9 protein-coding genes and 1 pseudogene are annotated in these 14,123 nt (G+C 64.8%); 6 read left to right on the top strand and 4 right to left on the bottom strand.

Annotation, left to right across the window (positions count from 1 at the left end; genetic code table 11):
• The first annotated feature begins 3 nt into the window (after nucleotides 1-3).
• Genes glgX through treY form a run of 3 tightly spaced genes read left to right on the top strand, consistent with a single transcriptional unit; the run spans nucleotide 4 to nucleotide 6,618 of the window.
• A complete protein-coding gene (gene glgX, locus MTX23_RS08485; protein WP_280976175.1) occupies nucleotides 4-2,076 on the top strand; it encodes a glycogen debranching protein GlgX in 2,073 nt (690 codons plus the stop codon).
• A complete protein-coding gene (treZ, locus tag MTX23_RS08480) occupies nucleotides 2,073-3,827 on the top strand; it encodes a malto-oligosyltrehalose trehalohydrolase (protein ID WP_280976174.1) in 1,755 nt (584 codons plus the stop codon). Before glgX ends, treZ begins: the two co-directional genes overlap by 4 nt.
• 4 nt (nucleotides 3,828-3,831) lie before the next feature.
• Nucleotides 3,832-6,618 (top strand): malto-oligosyltrehalose synthase, encoded by a 2,787-nt coding sequence (gene treY, locus MTX23_RS08475; RefSeq protein ID WP_280976172.1) that lies wholly within the window; start codon nucleotides 3,832-3,834, stop codon nucleotides 6,616-6,618.
• An 18-nt stretch (nucleotides 6,619-6,636) separates the two neighbouring features.
• Here treY and MTX23_RS08470 read toward each other — a convergent pair whose 3' ends face one another.
• Nucleotides 6,637-6,948: a polyhydroxyalkanoic acid system family protein gene (locus MTX23_RS08470; RefSeq protein WP_280976171.1), complete on the bottom strand. Its 312-nt coding sequence runs from the start codon at nucleotides 6,946-6,948 to the stop codon at nucleotides 6,637-6,639.
• A gap of 178 nt (nucleotides 6,949-7,126) precedes the next feature.
• Nucleotides 7,127-9,787, bottom strand: a complete 2,661-nt coding sequence (ligD, locus tag MTX23_RS08465; protein WP_280976169.1) for a DNA ligase D — start codon at nucleotides 9,785-9,787, stop codon at nucleotides 7,127-7,129.
• 60 nt (nucleotides 9,788-9,847) lie between these two features.
• Between ligD and MTX23_RS08460 the strand changes: the two genes are divergently transcribed.
• Nucleotides 9,848-10,726 carry a Ku protein gene (locus MTX23_RS08460; protein WP_280976168.1) on the top strand — a complete coding sequence of 293 codons (879 nt, stop codon included), beginning with the start codon at nucleotides 9,848-9,850 and terminating at the stop codon, nucleotides 10,724-10,726.
• A gap of 150 nt (nucleotides 10,727-10,876) precedes the next feature.
• Here the strand turns inward: MTX23_RS08460 and MTX23_RS08455 are convergent, their stop codons facing one another.
• Both MTX23_RS08455 and MTX23_RS08450 read right to left on the bottom strand, forming a co-directional pair.
• The gene (locus tag MTX23_RS08455) at nucleotides 10,877-11,059 is read right to left on the bottom strand and encodes a DUF6496 domain-containing protein (RefSeq protein ID WP_280976167.1); all 183 of its coding nucleotides are present in this window, start codon (nucleotides 11,057-11,059) and stop codon (nucleotides 10,877-10,879) included.
• A 176-nt stretch (nucleotides 11,060-11,235) separates the two neighbouring features.
• A pseudogene (locus tag MTX23_RS08450) lies at nucleotides 11,236-11,322 on the bottom strand (DNA-binding response regulator); the annotation flags it as partial.
• Between the two features lie 645 nt (nucleotides 11,323-11,967).
• Here MTX23_RS08450 and MTX23_RS08445 point away from each other — a divergent pair.
• Together MTX23_RS08445 and MTX23_RS08440 are read left to right on the top strand one after the other, a co-directional pair.
• Nucleotides 11,968-13,362 carry a nodulation protein NfeD gene (locus MTX23_RS08445; protein ID WP_280978006.1) on the top strand — a complete coding sequence of 465 codons (1,395 nt, stop codon included), beginning with the start codon at nucleotides 11,968-11,970 and terminating at the stop codon, nucleotides 13,360-13,362.
• Nucleotides 13,359-14,120, top strand: a complete 762-nt coding sequence (locus tag MTX23_RS08440) for a slipin family protein (protein WP_280976166.1) — start codon at nucleotides 13,359-13,361, stop codon at nucleotides 14,118-14,120. The genes MTX23_RS08445 and MTX23_RS08440 overlap by 4 nt, the downstream gene beginning before the upstream one ends.
• Nucleotides 14,121-14,123: the final 3 nt, after the last annotated feature.

Genomic DNA, 14,123 nt, shown 5'->3' with positions numbered 1-14,123 from the left:
TCCATGCGACTGACCGAGGGGACGTCCTCGCGGCTTGGTGCAAGCTGGGACGGCAGGGGCACCAATTTTGCGCTGTTCTCCGCCAATGCGGAGAAGGTGGAGCTGTGCCTGTTCGACGGTCAGGGCCGCCGCGAGCTCGAGCGGATCGAACTGCCGGAGCGCACCGAGGACGTCTGGCACGGCTATCTCAACGATGTCTCGCCGGGCCAGCTCTACGGCTATCGTGTCTACGGGCCCTACGCGCCGGAGCGCGGCCACCGCTTCAATCCCAACAAGCTGCTGCTCGATCCCTATGCCAAGCGGCTCGCCGGGCGGCTGGTGTGGAGCGACGCGCACTTCGCCTACCGCACCGGCAGCGCGCGCGAGGACCTTTCCTTCGACCGGCGCGACAACGCCCGCGGCATGCCGAAGGCGGTGGTGGTCGACGAGACCTTCAACTGGGGCCGCCGCGAGATCCGGCCGCAGATTCCCTGGGAAGACACCATCATCTATGAAGCCCACGTCAAGGGCTTGACGCAGAGGCGCGAGGACGTGCCGCCGGGCCTGCGCGGCACCTATGGAGGGCTATCGTCGCCCGCGATGATCGATCACCTCAAGCGGCTCGGCGTCACCACGATCGAGCTGTTGCCGATCCACGGACTGATCGACGACCGCATCCTGATCGAGAAGAAGCTGGCGAATTACTGGGGCTACAACACGATCGCCTTCTTCGCGCCGGAGGCGCGCTACGCGCAGGACAATGCGCTCGACTCCTTCCGCACCACGGTGGCACGGCTGCACGACGCCGGCATCGAGGTGCTGCTCGACGTCGTCTACAACCACACTGCCGAGGGCAACCATATGGGCCCGACGCTGTGCTTCCGCGGCATCGACAACGCCTCCTATTACTGGCTGAACCGCGAGAACCCGCGCTACTACGATGACTTCACCGGCTGCGGCAGCTCAGTCAACCTCACCCATCCGCGCGTGATGCAGATGGTGATGGACTCGCTGCGCTACTGGGTCGAGGTCTGCCATGTCGACGGCTTTCGCTTCGACCTCGCCACCACGCTGGCGCGCGGGCCGAACGGTTTCGACCGCGGGCACTCGTTCCTGACCGCGGTGCGCCAAGACCCGGTGCTGGCGACCGTGAAGCTCGTCGCCGAGCCCTGGGATCTCGGCCTCGGCGGCTACCAGGTCGGCGCGTTTCCGTCGCAATGGTCGGAATGGAACGATCGCTATCGCAGCGCGATGCGACGCTACTGGAGCGGCGAAGGCAGTCTGATCGGCGATATCTCGAGCCGCATGACCGCCTCCTCGGACCTGTTTCACCACGACAACCGCGCGACCCGCGCCAGCGTCAACCACATCACCGTGCATGACGGCTTCACGCTCGCCGACCTGTTCAGCTACAACGAGAAGCACAACGAAGCCAACGGCGAGGATAATCGCGACGGCTCGAACGACAATCACAGCAACAATTGCGGCCATGAGGGCCCGACCGACGATCCCAAGATCAACGCGCTGCGCCGCCGGCTCAGGAAGAATGCGCTGGCCTGCCTGCTGCTCGCGCAGGGCACGCCGCTGATCCTGGCCGGCGACGAGGTCGCGAACACGCAAGCCGGCAACAACAACGCCTATTGCCAGGACAACGAGACCGGCTGGATCGGCTGGGAGAATCTCGGCAGCGAGGACGACTTCACCGGCTTCATCGCGCATCTGACCGGGCTACGCCGCCGCTTCAGGCAGATCCGCTGCCAGCGCTGGCTCGATGGCCGCCGCACCGACGGCAGCTACGGCGTGCTGTGGCTGACGCCCGCATCGGAAGATATGAAGGAGTCCGACTGGAAATTCCCCGAAGGCCGCTTCCTCTCCTATGTGCTCGGGCCGATGGAACCAGGACAGGCGCCGATCTTTATCGTGCTGAATGCCGCCCCCGAGGAGATCCTCTTCAAAATGCCGGTTATGAAAGACATCAGAGCCTGGGAGCAGGTTCTGAACACAACCGAGACGGTGCAGATGCCCGAGCAATTCGCTGGCGGCGCCGACACCAAGGCGCCGCCACGCTCGGTGCTCGCGTTTGCGGGGGTCACATGAATGCGCAGCATTTCGGTCCGCAGCTGACATCCGACGGCGCGCGCTTTCGGCTGTGGGCGCCGGCGGCAAAGCGCGCCGACCTCCTGCTCGAGAAGCCCCATGCGCTCACACGTGACGCAGGCGGCTGGTACGTCGCCGAGATACCGGGCGCAAGGGCCGGCACGCGCTACAAATTTCGCATCGATGACGAGGTCGACGTCCCCGATCCGGCCTCCGCGTTCCAGCCGGATGACGTGTTCGGCCCGAGCGAGGTGATCGATCACGCGGCCTTCAAATGGCGCGCGACGGGATGGCGCGGGCGGCCCTGGCATGAAGCCGTCATTCTCGAGGCTCATGTCGGCACCTTCACGCCCGAGGGCACCTATCGTGCCATGATCGACAAGCTCGATCATCTTGTCGCGACCGGCATCACCACGCTGGAATTGATGCCGCTCGCGGATTTCGCAGGCCGCCGCAACTGGGGCTATGATGGCGTGTTGTGGTACGCCCCCGACAGCGCCTATGGACGCCCCGACGATCTGAAGACGCTGATTGACGAGGCGCATCAGCGCGGCCTGATGGTGATGCTCGACGTGGTCTATAATCACTTCGGGCCCGAGGGGAATTACCTCGGCCGCTATGCACCCTCCTTCTTCAGCGATGCGCACACGCCATGGGGCAGCGCGATCGATTATCGCGTACCCGAAGTGCGCGCCTTCGCGATCGGCAACACATTGAACTGGCTGCGCGACTATCGCTTCGACGGGCTGCGGCTCGATGCCGTCAACACCATTGTGGAAGCCGGCGAAGTCTCCATCCTGCACGATCTCAGCGACGCGGCAGGACGCCTCGCCGCGGAGACCGGACGGCATATCAACCTCGTGCTCGAAAACGGCGATAACATCGCAAGCCTGCTGGACGCCACGGAGGACCCGCCGCGCGGCAAGTATCGCGGACAGTGGAACGACGATTATCACCACGCCTGGCACGTGATCCTGACCGGCGAAACGCAGGGCTATTACGGCGACTATCGGCGCGCGCCGAAGCAGGATCTGGCGCGTGCGCTGGCCTCCGGCTATGTCTATCAGGGCGAGGTCTCGACCTTCTGGGGCGGCAAGGCCCGCGGCGAGCCGAGCGGCGCGCGGGCGCCGACCTGCTTCATCAATTTCCTGCAGAACCACGACCAGATCGGCAACCGGCCGCTGGGCGATCGTCTCGTGGGCGTCGCAAAGCCGGAAGCGGTCGCGGCCGCGCTGGCGGTCACGCTGATCGCGCCAACGACGCCGATGCTGTTCATGGGCGAGGAATGGGGCGCGACGTCACCGTTTCCGTTCTTCTGCGATTTCAAGGGCGATCTGGCCAACGCGGTTCGCAAGGGCCGGCGCAAGGAGTTCGCCTGGGCCTACGCGAAATATGGCGACGACATTCCGGATCCGCTCGCCGACGACACCCTGCGATCGGCCGTGCTTGACTGGACGGCCCTCGACCACAGCCCGGGCCGCGCGCGGCTGGCGCTGGTGCGCGACCTGCTCGCCGTCCGACGCCGCGAGATCGCGCCGCGGCTCGCGGCCGCTCGCTTCGGCGATGCTCGCATCACGGGCGATCTGCTGACCGCACATTGGACGATGGGCGATGGGAGCACACTGCAGCTCGCGGTCAACTTGTCGGACCGGGAGATCGCAAGCCCGGTTCAGCCGACGGGACGCCTGATCTGGGGTCATGCATCGTCGGACCGCATCGCGCCGTGGTCGGTGCGCTGGTACATCGGATAGCGCAATGCCCCGGGCGATCCCGATCGCGACATACCGCCTGCAGCTCACCGCCGATTTCAATTTCGATGCCGCCGCGAACGTCGTGCCGTATCTGAAGGCGCTCGGCATCAGCCACCTCTATGCGTCGCCTTTCATGAAAGCGCGTAAGGGGTCGACGCACGGCTATGACGTTGTCGACCACACCAAGTTCAATCCGGAGCTCGGCGGTGAAGAGGGTTTTGCCCGGCTCAGCGATGCGTTGAAGCAGAATGACCTCGGCCTGATCCTCGACTTCGTGCCGAACCATGTCGGCGTGCATTTCGCCGACAATCCGTGGTGGCTCGACGTGCTGGAATGGGGTCCGCTGTCGCCGCACGCGGTCTCTTTCGACATCGACTGGGACCAGCTGCCCTATCGCGCGCGCGGCGGCGTGTTGCTGCCGATCCTCGGCTCATCCTACGGGCAGGCGCTGGAGCGCGGCGAGATCGAGCTGCGCTATGACGAGCGCGAGGGCAGCTTCTCGGCGTGGTATTTTGAGCACCGGCTGCCGATCGCGCCGGAACGCTATGGCGATGTGTTGCGGACCATTGTCAGGGAGACCGCAGCCGAGGACAGCGCGGCCGGGCGGGCCATGCTCGCTCTCGCGGCACGCTACAGGGGGCTGCGTCATCCCAATCGCGCCGAGGCTCCGGCCTTCAAGGCGGAGCTGCGCGCGGTCGACGGCGGCGCCGAGATCATTACGCGCGGCATTGCCGCCTATCGCGCCGGCGACGGCCCCACCCAGACGCTGGCGCTGCATCGGCTGATGGAACGCCAGCACTACCGGCTCGGTCACTGGCGGCTCGCCTCCAGCGACATCAATTACCGCCGCTTCTTCGACGTCAACACGCTGGCGGGCCTCAGGGTCGAGGATGCCGACACCTTCGAGGCGAGCCACAGCCTGGTGAGGCGGCTCATCGCGGAGGACCGGCTGCAGGGCCTGCGGCTCGACCATATCGACGGCCTGCGCGATCCCGCGCAATATTTCCAGCGGCTGCGCCGCCTGATCCGCTCCGCGCAAGGCGCCAAGGCAAGGCCGTTCTACATGGTGGTCGAGAAAATTCTCGGCGAGGGCGAGAAGTTGCCGAAATTCAGCGCCGTCCACGGCACCACCGGTTACGAGTGGATGAACGCGATCAGCCGGGTTCTGGTCGAAGGTAGCGGGCTTGATCCGCTCAGCGAGATCTGGCGCCAGATCAGCAACCAGTCGCCGAACCTGACCCCGGTACTGCGCGAGGCCAAGCAGCGCGTGCTCGAGACGCTGCTGACCAGTGAATTCACGGTGCTCGCGCGGCTGCTGGCGCGCATTGCCAGCGGTCACTATTCGACCCGCGACTTTTCAGCCGACAGCCTGCGGCAGGCACTTGAGCTCTACGTGCTGCATTTCCCGGTCTATCGCACTTATCTCGCCGGTGCCGGCCCGACGGGGCACGACCGCGCGCTGATCAGCGCCGCGATCGGGCGCGCCCGCGCCGACTGGTTCGCCGCCGACGAAGGCATCTTCGACTTCCTGCGCGATGCGCTGACCATGGACCTGCTCAAGCCCGGCCGGCCGCCGCATGGCGCGCCGCGGGTCCGCCGCTTCGCGCTGAAGGTGCAGCAATTCACCGGGCCGATGATGGCGAAGTCGCTGGAGGACACGACCTTCTACCGCTACCACCGCTTGCTCGCGCTCAACGAGGTCGGCGGCGATCCGGCAGCGAGCGCGCTCTCCGCCGAGCGCTTCCACGACATGATGAAGGCCCGCGCCCATGAGCTGCCGCACGGAATGACGGCGACCGCGACCCACGACACCAAGCGCGGCGAGGACGCACGCGCGCGGATCATGGCGCTCGCCGAAATTCCGGGCGAATGGACCAGCGCGGTGGCGCGCTGGAAGGTGCTGAACGCGCCGCATCTTGTGCTCGACGGCGACATGCGCGCCCCATCGGCGACGTTCGAATATATGCTGTATCAGGCTCTGCTCGGCGCCTGGGATCCGGACGACGCGTCGCTTGTCGCGCGCATCCAGGCCTATGCGCTGAAGGCGGCGCGCGAGGGCAAGCAGGAGACGAGCTGGCTCAATCCGCACGAATCTTACGAGGCCGGCGTCACGACCTTCATCGACCGGATCCTCGATCGCAAGCTTTCCCCTGAATTCCTCGATGCTCTTGATACGCTGGCGCAACGCACCGCGCTGATCGGCGCGCTGAACTCGCTCGGTCAGATCACGCTGAAGGCGACGATGCCTGGTGTGCCAGATTTCTATCAGGGCACGGAAACGTGGGACCTATCGCTGGTCGATCCCGACAACCGCCGTCCGGTCGACTTTGCCAGGCGCGCGAAGACGCTCGCGACGGTGGAACGGTCCGATTGGGACGCACTAGCGCAGAGCTGGCGCGACGGCCGCCTCAAGCTGGCGTGGACACGTCACCTGCTGCGGCTGCGCAACGAGATGCCTGACGTCTTCACGAACGGCGACTACGAGCCGCTCGCGGTAAGCGGTCCGCATTGCGATCATGTCGTCGCATTCGCGCGGCGCCACGGTCGCGATGCGGTCGTCGTCGCCGTCGGTCGGTGGTTCGCCCCGTTCACGCAGGGCGGGCGGGCATGGCCGCGCCCAGACTCTTTCGACGGCACAATCGGTACCGCCGGACTTGCGACCGAACTTGGCAGGGACAAGCTTCAGCTCTCTGCACTGTTCGGTCACCTGCCTGTCGCGGTGCTGAAAGCGAAGGTCGCAACCGGAGCGAAGCGAGCGTCGAAGCGAGCGCACGCGGGAAGCCGCTCCTAGAAGCGCGACGGCCGCGAGTCAGCCTCGCTTGGTCAACAGCAGCTGTCCGCGCTTCTGGATGGCGACCTGCGCGGCCTCGGCGAAGCGCTGCAGCAGCCAGGGCAACGTCACCTCCAGCCGCACATGCGCATCCTCGACGTCGAGGTGTCCGGCAGCAACCTGACCGAGCGCGCGCACCCGGAAAGTCATCCGGTTGGCGTCCCAACGCTCTTCCTCGACGCTCAACACCGGCACGCTCGCCGCCGCACGCGACAGGCCCGTCTTCAGGCGACGCATGGCCTCGTCACGACCGAGATTGTGCGGAATTGAAACGATAAGCGGCGCCGACATCGCAAAGCTCTCCTCCACCGTTTTCGTTGATGTAATTCCGTTCCTCGCAAATGGAAGGTTCAAGCATCATATCACGCCCCTTCGCGAGTCCGATTGTTTGCTCAAACCGCCGCGGCGTACTGGATGCCCCGCCTCCGCGGGGCATGACGGCTGAGGGTGCCGTGCCTCCCAGCGTGGTCTACCGCGCCGCGAGCTTCTTCATCGCCGCTTTGATCGAGGCCGCCGCATCGTCGTAGCCGTCCCAGGCCTTGGTCTTGGCGAGCAGCGCCGGCACGGTTCGTATGGTATATTTCTTCGGATCGAGATCGCCACGCACTTGCGTCCAGGTCAGCGGCATCGAGACGGTGGCGCCCTCGCGTGCACGCGGCGACAGCACCGCGACCGCCGTCGACAGGCGATCGTTGCGCAGATAATCGAGGAAGATCTTTCCCGTGCGCTTGGCCTTTGACATGTTGAGCAAATAGCGCTCGGAATCATCCTGCGCCATCCACTGGCAGATGCCTTGCGCAAAGGCCTTGGCTTCCTTCCACGTCACTTTGTCATTGGCGCCGTGAAGCAGCGGCGTCACGACGTGCAGGCCCTTGCCGCCGGTGGTCTTGCAGAAGCTTTCGAGGCCGACCGCGGAGAGGCGCTTCCGCATCTCCTTGGCGGCGTCGATCACCTCGCTGAATTCAACATCGGGAGCCGGATCGAGATCGAACACCAGCCGGCCCGGCGTGTCGTAGGCATCGGGCGCGCAATTCCAGGGATGCAGCTCGAGCCCACCAAGCTGCGCGACCGCAGCCAGTCCCTCGACCTGATCGATCTGCAGATAGGGTTTGCGGTCGCCGGAAACCTTGGCGAGCTTCAGGAGCTTCGAGGTGCCGGCCATCGCGTGCCGCTGAAAGAATGTCTCGCCCTTGATGCCATCCGGCCCCCGCACGATCGAGCAGGGCCGGCCCTTGAGATAGCCGATCATCCATTCGCCGACGGCCTCGAAATACCTGGCGAGATCGAGTTTCGTCACCGGCTCATCGTCGCCGGCGCTGGGCCACAGTTCCTTGTCCGGATGGGAGATGACGACGCCCATCACCTCGGCGGATGACTTCCCCGCACCCTTGGCCATCGGCTTCACCACTTTCGTCACGGCGGGCGTCTCGGCCTCCACCTCGTGCGCCGGTTTGTCCTGTCGCAGACCCTTGAATGCGGCCTGCCGGATATTGCCGCCCTCAGTCCAGCCGGCAAACTCGATCTCGGCAACCAGCTCCGGCTTCAGCCAATGCACATCGCAGGTCTTGTTCGGCGCATCCTCGCCGCCGAACGGGCTCTTGTCGGACGCTGCCGCTTTCAGCGCCGGCATGATGCGGCGAACGGTGTCCTGTCCAAAGCCAGTGCCGACAATGCCGACAAAGGCCAGATGATCGCCGCGATAGACGCCCGCCATCAACGAGCGGAATTTGCCGTTGGTGGTCTTCCAGCCGCCGATCACCACCTCGTGGCCTGCTCGAACCTTCGTCTTTGTCCAGTCGTCCGACCGGCCGGACCGATAGGACGCCGCAAGCTTCTTGGAGACGATCCCCTCCAGCCCGAGCTTTCGCGCCGAGTCCAGCACGGTTTCGCCATCCTCCTCGAAGTGCTCGACATAGCGGATCAGCTTTTCCTTGCCCTTGCGCGCCTTGAGCAACTGCTTCAGCCGCGCCTTGCGCTCGCTCAACGGCAACGGACGAAGATCCTCCTTGCCGGCAAACAGCAGGTCGAATGCATAGAAGATCAGCTTGTCCGTCTTGCCGTCCGACAGCGCGGCCTGCAGCGTCGAGAAGTGCGGCGTACCGTCCCGGTCGAGCGCGACGATCTCGCCGTCGATCAGGGCGTCGGGCAGCTTGCCGGCCTCCTTCGCGATCGCGCCGAACTTCTCGGTCCAGTCCAGCCCCTTGCGGGTCTTCAGCACGGCCTCGCCATCCTCGACGCGGAGCTGCACCCGGTAGCCGTCGAACTTGATTTCATGGCACCAGCCCGCACCGCCGGGCGGAGTTTCGACCGCCGCACAGAGTTGCGGCGCGACGAAATCCGGCATCGCCGACACCTGCTTCGGCTGCGCCTCAAGCCGGGCCTTCGGCGGCGGCGCCTTGGTTCGAGCCCGCGCCTCGGCGGCCTCGCCGCGATTGGAGTGCCAGACCGCGTCGGCCTTGGCCTTGCCGTTGCCCTTGGCCAACATGAACGGCTTTGGCGCCCGCCCCTTGCCGGCTGCGATCTGCGCCATCGACCGGCCGGAGGCGACCGAGTGGTCGTCCTCGAGGATGCCGGCCCCGTCGCCATCCACTGCGTATTCGTCCCGATGCTTGATCAACAGCCAGTTGGTGCGCTTGCCGCCGTAGCGATCGCTCTTCATCCGCACCAGCACCCAGCTGCCATGCAGCCTCTCGCCGTCGAGCGTGAATTTCAGGTCGCCCTTCTTGAAGCCGCGCTCGGGATCGTCAGACTCCCAATAGCCGCGGTCCCAGAGCTGCACCGTGCCGCCGCCATACTGGCCTTCCGGGATGGTGCCTTCGAAATCACCGTAATCGAGCGGATGATCTTCCACCTCCACCGCCAACCGCTTATCGTGCGGATCGAGCGAGGGGCCGCGCGTCACCGCCCAGGATTTGAAGACGCCGTCGAACTCGAGCCGGAAATCATAGTGCAGCCGGGTCGCATCGTGCTTCTGGATGACAAAGCGCCGCCGCTTCGCCGGCGCGACCCGGACATCGCCCGACGGCTCACTGGTCTTCTCGAAGTCGCGCTTCTTGCGATAGGTGGACAGATTTCTCGGCGACACGTGCGGGCCTCTGCGCAAACGACGGCCACCGCCCTTCGCGGCCATCAGGAACCAAAACCAACGGTATCCGTTCAGGTTCCAAACTCAAGCTGTTTGGAGACGATCATGGCCGCTCCCCGCGCCTACTGGAAAGGCACGCTCAAGCTCTCGCTGGTGTCATGTCCCGTGGCGCTCTATCCGGCCTCGACCGCAGTCGAGAAGACCCGCTTCCACATGATCAACAAGGAGACCGGCAACCGGCTGAGGCAGCAGATGGTCGACGCCGAGACCGGCGATGTCGTCGATGGCGACCAGAAAGGCCGCGGCTACGAGATCAGCAAGGGCAAATTTGTCGAGATCGACATGGACGAGCTCGAGGCCGTGCAGATCGAGAGCAACCACACCATCGACATCGACAGCTTCGTGCCCGAGGGCGAGATCGACAAGCGCTATCTCGATCACCCCTATTACATCCGACCCGACGGCAAGACCGGCGCCGATGCATTCGCGGTGATCCGCGACGCCATGAAGGACCAGGATCGCGTCGCGCTGGCCCGCATCGTCCTGACAAACCGCGAGCACGTGATCGCGATCGAACCGCTCGACAAGGGCCTGCTCGGCACCACGCTGCGTTACCCCTATGAGGTCCGCGACGCGGACGATTATTTCGACGACATCAAGAGCCCGAAGGTGACAAAGGACATGATCGAGCTCGCCGGCCACATCCTCGACAGCAAGGCCGCGCACTTCGATCCATCGAAATTCAAGGACGAGTATGAGACCGCGCTGAAGGCGCTGGTCCGCCGCAAGGCCTCCGGCAAGTCGATCAAGACCGCCGAGCGCGAGGAAAAGCCGAGCAACGTCGTAAACCTGATGGATGCGTTGAAGCAGAGCCTTGAGGGCCGGGGCGGCGCACGGCGCTCGACGGCGCGTCGGCCGACCTCGCATCGCCGCGCCGCCAAGAAGTCCCATCGGTCGAGCGCGCGATCGCGCAAGGCGGGGTGAGCTTTCACCTATCGTCATTGCGAGGAGCGAAGCGACGACTTGTCCGCGAAGCATCGGCGAAGGCGGAAGCAATCAATCTTTCCGCGTATGCGGAGAGGTGGATTGCTTCCGCCTTCGCTCGCAATGACGGGTGGGTGGATTTTGCGCGCCCTACCGCTTCTTGGCGGGCTTGCGCTTCTTCGTCGTCTTCCGCTTCTTGGCCAACCTCTTCTTCGGTACCTTCCTGCCCTTGGCCCGCGCCTCCGACAGTCCGATGGCGATCGCCTGCTTGCGGCTCTTCACCTTCTTCTTGGAGCGACCGCTGCGCAGCGTTCCGGCCCTGCGCTTCTTCATCGCGCGTCGAACGTCGCTCGACGTCTTCCTCGAATACTTTCTTGCCATATTTCTTCTCCCGGTGAGAGAAAACAATCCTCGCCGGCTACGAAAGTTCCGAAGCTGTATGTTGTCGCGAGAGACCGTAGCGTACTGATCGGCTCCGCGTGAGGCAGGGTACTAATCCGCCGCGCACAGCCGATGCCGGCCTCGGTCAACACGAATTGCGGACGCTCGGGATCAGCCTCGATCTTCTGGCGCAGCTGGCACACATAGACGCGCAGCAGACCGATCGACACGACGCCGACAAGCGAGTAATCGAAGATCATCGCGCGCTCCCCTAGAGCCGTTCGCGGCCAACCTCACTCACTGGGATGAAATGACCGCCTACGTCGCGCTGCGCGCGCTCGGCACCGGCATCGTCCAGCACCTCTGAAATCACCTGCGCACTCCTATGCTCCTCCTGTGATGTCGGGCTCTCATTCGCACTCGATTTCATATCCGGCCCTCGCGACATTGAACGCGTGACCTGAACTTGAGGTCACTTGGACAAGGAATGACGTAAAACTCGTCAAACCTCCCTCGTGAGCGCAGCTCCCACTGTCGTCTTCATCGGCCGCGCACGGCAGACAACCAACCTCCCCGCAAGCCACGTCGCCGATCCAGCGATGACTCGCCACCGCATGCGACCGAATGGCTCACTGGTTACGCTCCCGATCTCCCGACGCCCTTCAACGAAGAGGGCGGGATCGACGAGATCGTCCAGGCGATGGCTGGCTTCGCCGATGAATATCTGGCCGGAGCGCAGTGAAGGCTGCGGCGTGAGCCATCGCAACGCACAATGACCTGAGCGTACGTCGCCTGCGATCCCGTACCCATATTGAGGTTGCGGAACGGACCCCCATATGCTCGGCAAGGGAGTGCTTGCCGTGCAGACCGTAAGGGCGGCCCTCGTTGCGGCGACCGTGCTTGTCGCTCTGGTTCTCTCGATCCGCCCCGGTGCGGCGGAGGATAGCAGCCGCCGTGCCCTGACCATTTCGATCGACGGCGCGATCGGGCCGGCGACCGCCAGCTACGTGAAGGACGCCTTGGCCAAGGCGGCCGAACGGCGCGCCGAGGTCATTATTCTGCGAATGAATACGCCCGGCGGTCTCAGCAGCAGCATGCGCGAGATCATCACCGACGTGCTCGCCTCGCCCGTTCCTGTCATCGGCTACGTCGCCCCCTCCGGAGCTCATGCGGCAAGCGCCGGGACCTATATTCTCTACGCAACGCATATCGCAGCCATGGCGCCCGGCACCAATATCGGCGCCGCGACGCCGGTCCAGCTCGGCAGTCCGATACCGGGCCTGCCGAGCGGCACCCCGGAGAAGGGCGACAAGGACAAGAAGGGCAGCGACCACCCGTCCGAGACGGACACCATGACGATGAAGGTGACGAACGATGCCGTCGCCTTCATCCGCAGCCTGGCCGAATTGCGCGGCCGCAATGCCGACTGGGCCGAGAAGGCGGTCCGTGAGGCCGCCACCCTCTCCGCCAAGGGCGCCTTGCAAGCCAAGGTCATCGATCTCATCGCGCAAGACCAGGCCGACCTGCTGAAGCAGGTCGATGGTCGGGCGGTGGAGGTCGCTGGCGGCAAGGCGCAACATTTGGCGACGAAGGACGCCGTGATCGAAGCCATCGATCCCGGCTGGCTTGCGAAGTCACTGGCGATCATTACCGACCCCAACGTCGCCTTCGTTCTCCTGATGGTCGGGATTTACGGCCTGATCTTCGAATTCATGTCGCCCGGTGCGGTGGCGCCGGGAGTTGTCGGGACGATCTGCCTGCTGCTCGGCCTCTACGCCCTCAACATGTTGCCGATCAATTATGCCGGCTTCGCCCTGATGCTGGTCGGGATCGCGCTGCTCGCCTTCGAGGCCTTCAACCCGACCGTCGTGATCGGCATCGGAGGCGTGATCGCTTTTGTGTTGGGCGCGGCCATGCTGTTCAGGATCGAGGCGCCCGGATACCGGTTGTCATGGTCGGTCATCGGCATTGTCGCGGCGATGTTGGTCGGCCTGATTGTGGTCGTGCTCGGCGCACTCCGCCGGGCGCGCAAGGGTCCTGTCCGGCTCGGCGCGCAAGCCATGCGCGGACTGCCGGCCGAGGTGCTCGACTGGTCGGAGACCACGGGTCACGTCTTCGCCAACGGTGAACGCTGGCAGGCGCGCGGCACCGAGACGTTCAGGTCCGGAGAGATGGTCGAAGTGGCCAACATCGTTGGCTTGACGCTGGTGGTTCGGCGTGCGCCAGCCGCCACCGGCGAAGGAGGTACAGCATGATGCTCGACTATCTCACCTACGCTGCAATCGCGCTGCTGATCATCATATTTCTCTCGCAGGCGGTTCGCATCCTGCGCGAATACGAGCGCGGCGTCATCTTCACGCTCGGCCGCTTCACGGGTGTGAAGGGCCCGGGGCTCATCATCCTGATTCCGGTCGTGCAGCAACTCGTGAAGGTCGATCTCAGGGTGATGGTGCAAGTCGTGCCGCCGCAGGACGTGATTTCGCGCGACAACGTCTCTGTCAAGGTCAACGCCGTGCTCTACTTCCGCATCGTCGACGCGGAGCGCGCCATCATCAAGGTCGGCGACTACATGGCGGCGACCAGTCAGCTCGCGCAGACCACGCTGCGCTCGGTGCTCGGCAAGCACGATCTCGACGAGATGCTCGCGGAGCGCGACAAGCTGAACGCCGACATCCAGGAGATCCTCGACAAGCAGACCGACGTCTGGGGGATCAAGGTCACCTCGATCGAGATCAAGGATGTCGACATCAACGAAACGATGGTGCGGGCGATCGCCAAACAGGCCGAGGCGGAACGGTTGCGGCGCGCCAAGGTGATCAATGCGATGGGCGAGCAGCAGGCCGCCGAGAAGCTCGTCGAGGCCGGCCGGATGCTCGCCCAGGAGCCGCAGGCGATGCAGCTGCGCTATTTCGCGGCGCTGCACGACATCGCGGGCGAGCGCTCATCGACCGTGGTGTTCCCGCTGCCGATGAACCTGCTCGATCACCTCACACGACGAAGCGAGGCAACCTGACCC

The sequence above is a fragment of the Bradyrhizobium sp. ISRA436 genome (assembly GCF_029910015.1).
Lineage (GTDB): Bacteria > Pseudomonadota > Alphaproteobacteria > Rhizobiales > Xanthobacteraceae > Bradyrhizobium.
Note: the sequence above shows the minus strand (reverse complement) of the source record. Positions and strands in the feature narration are given on the sequence as shown.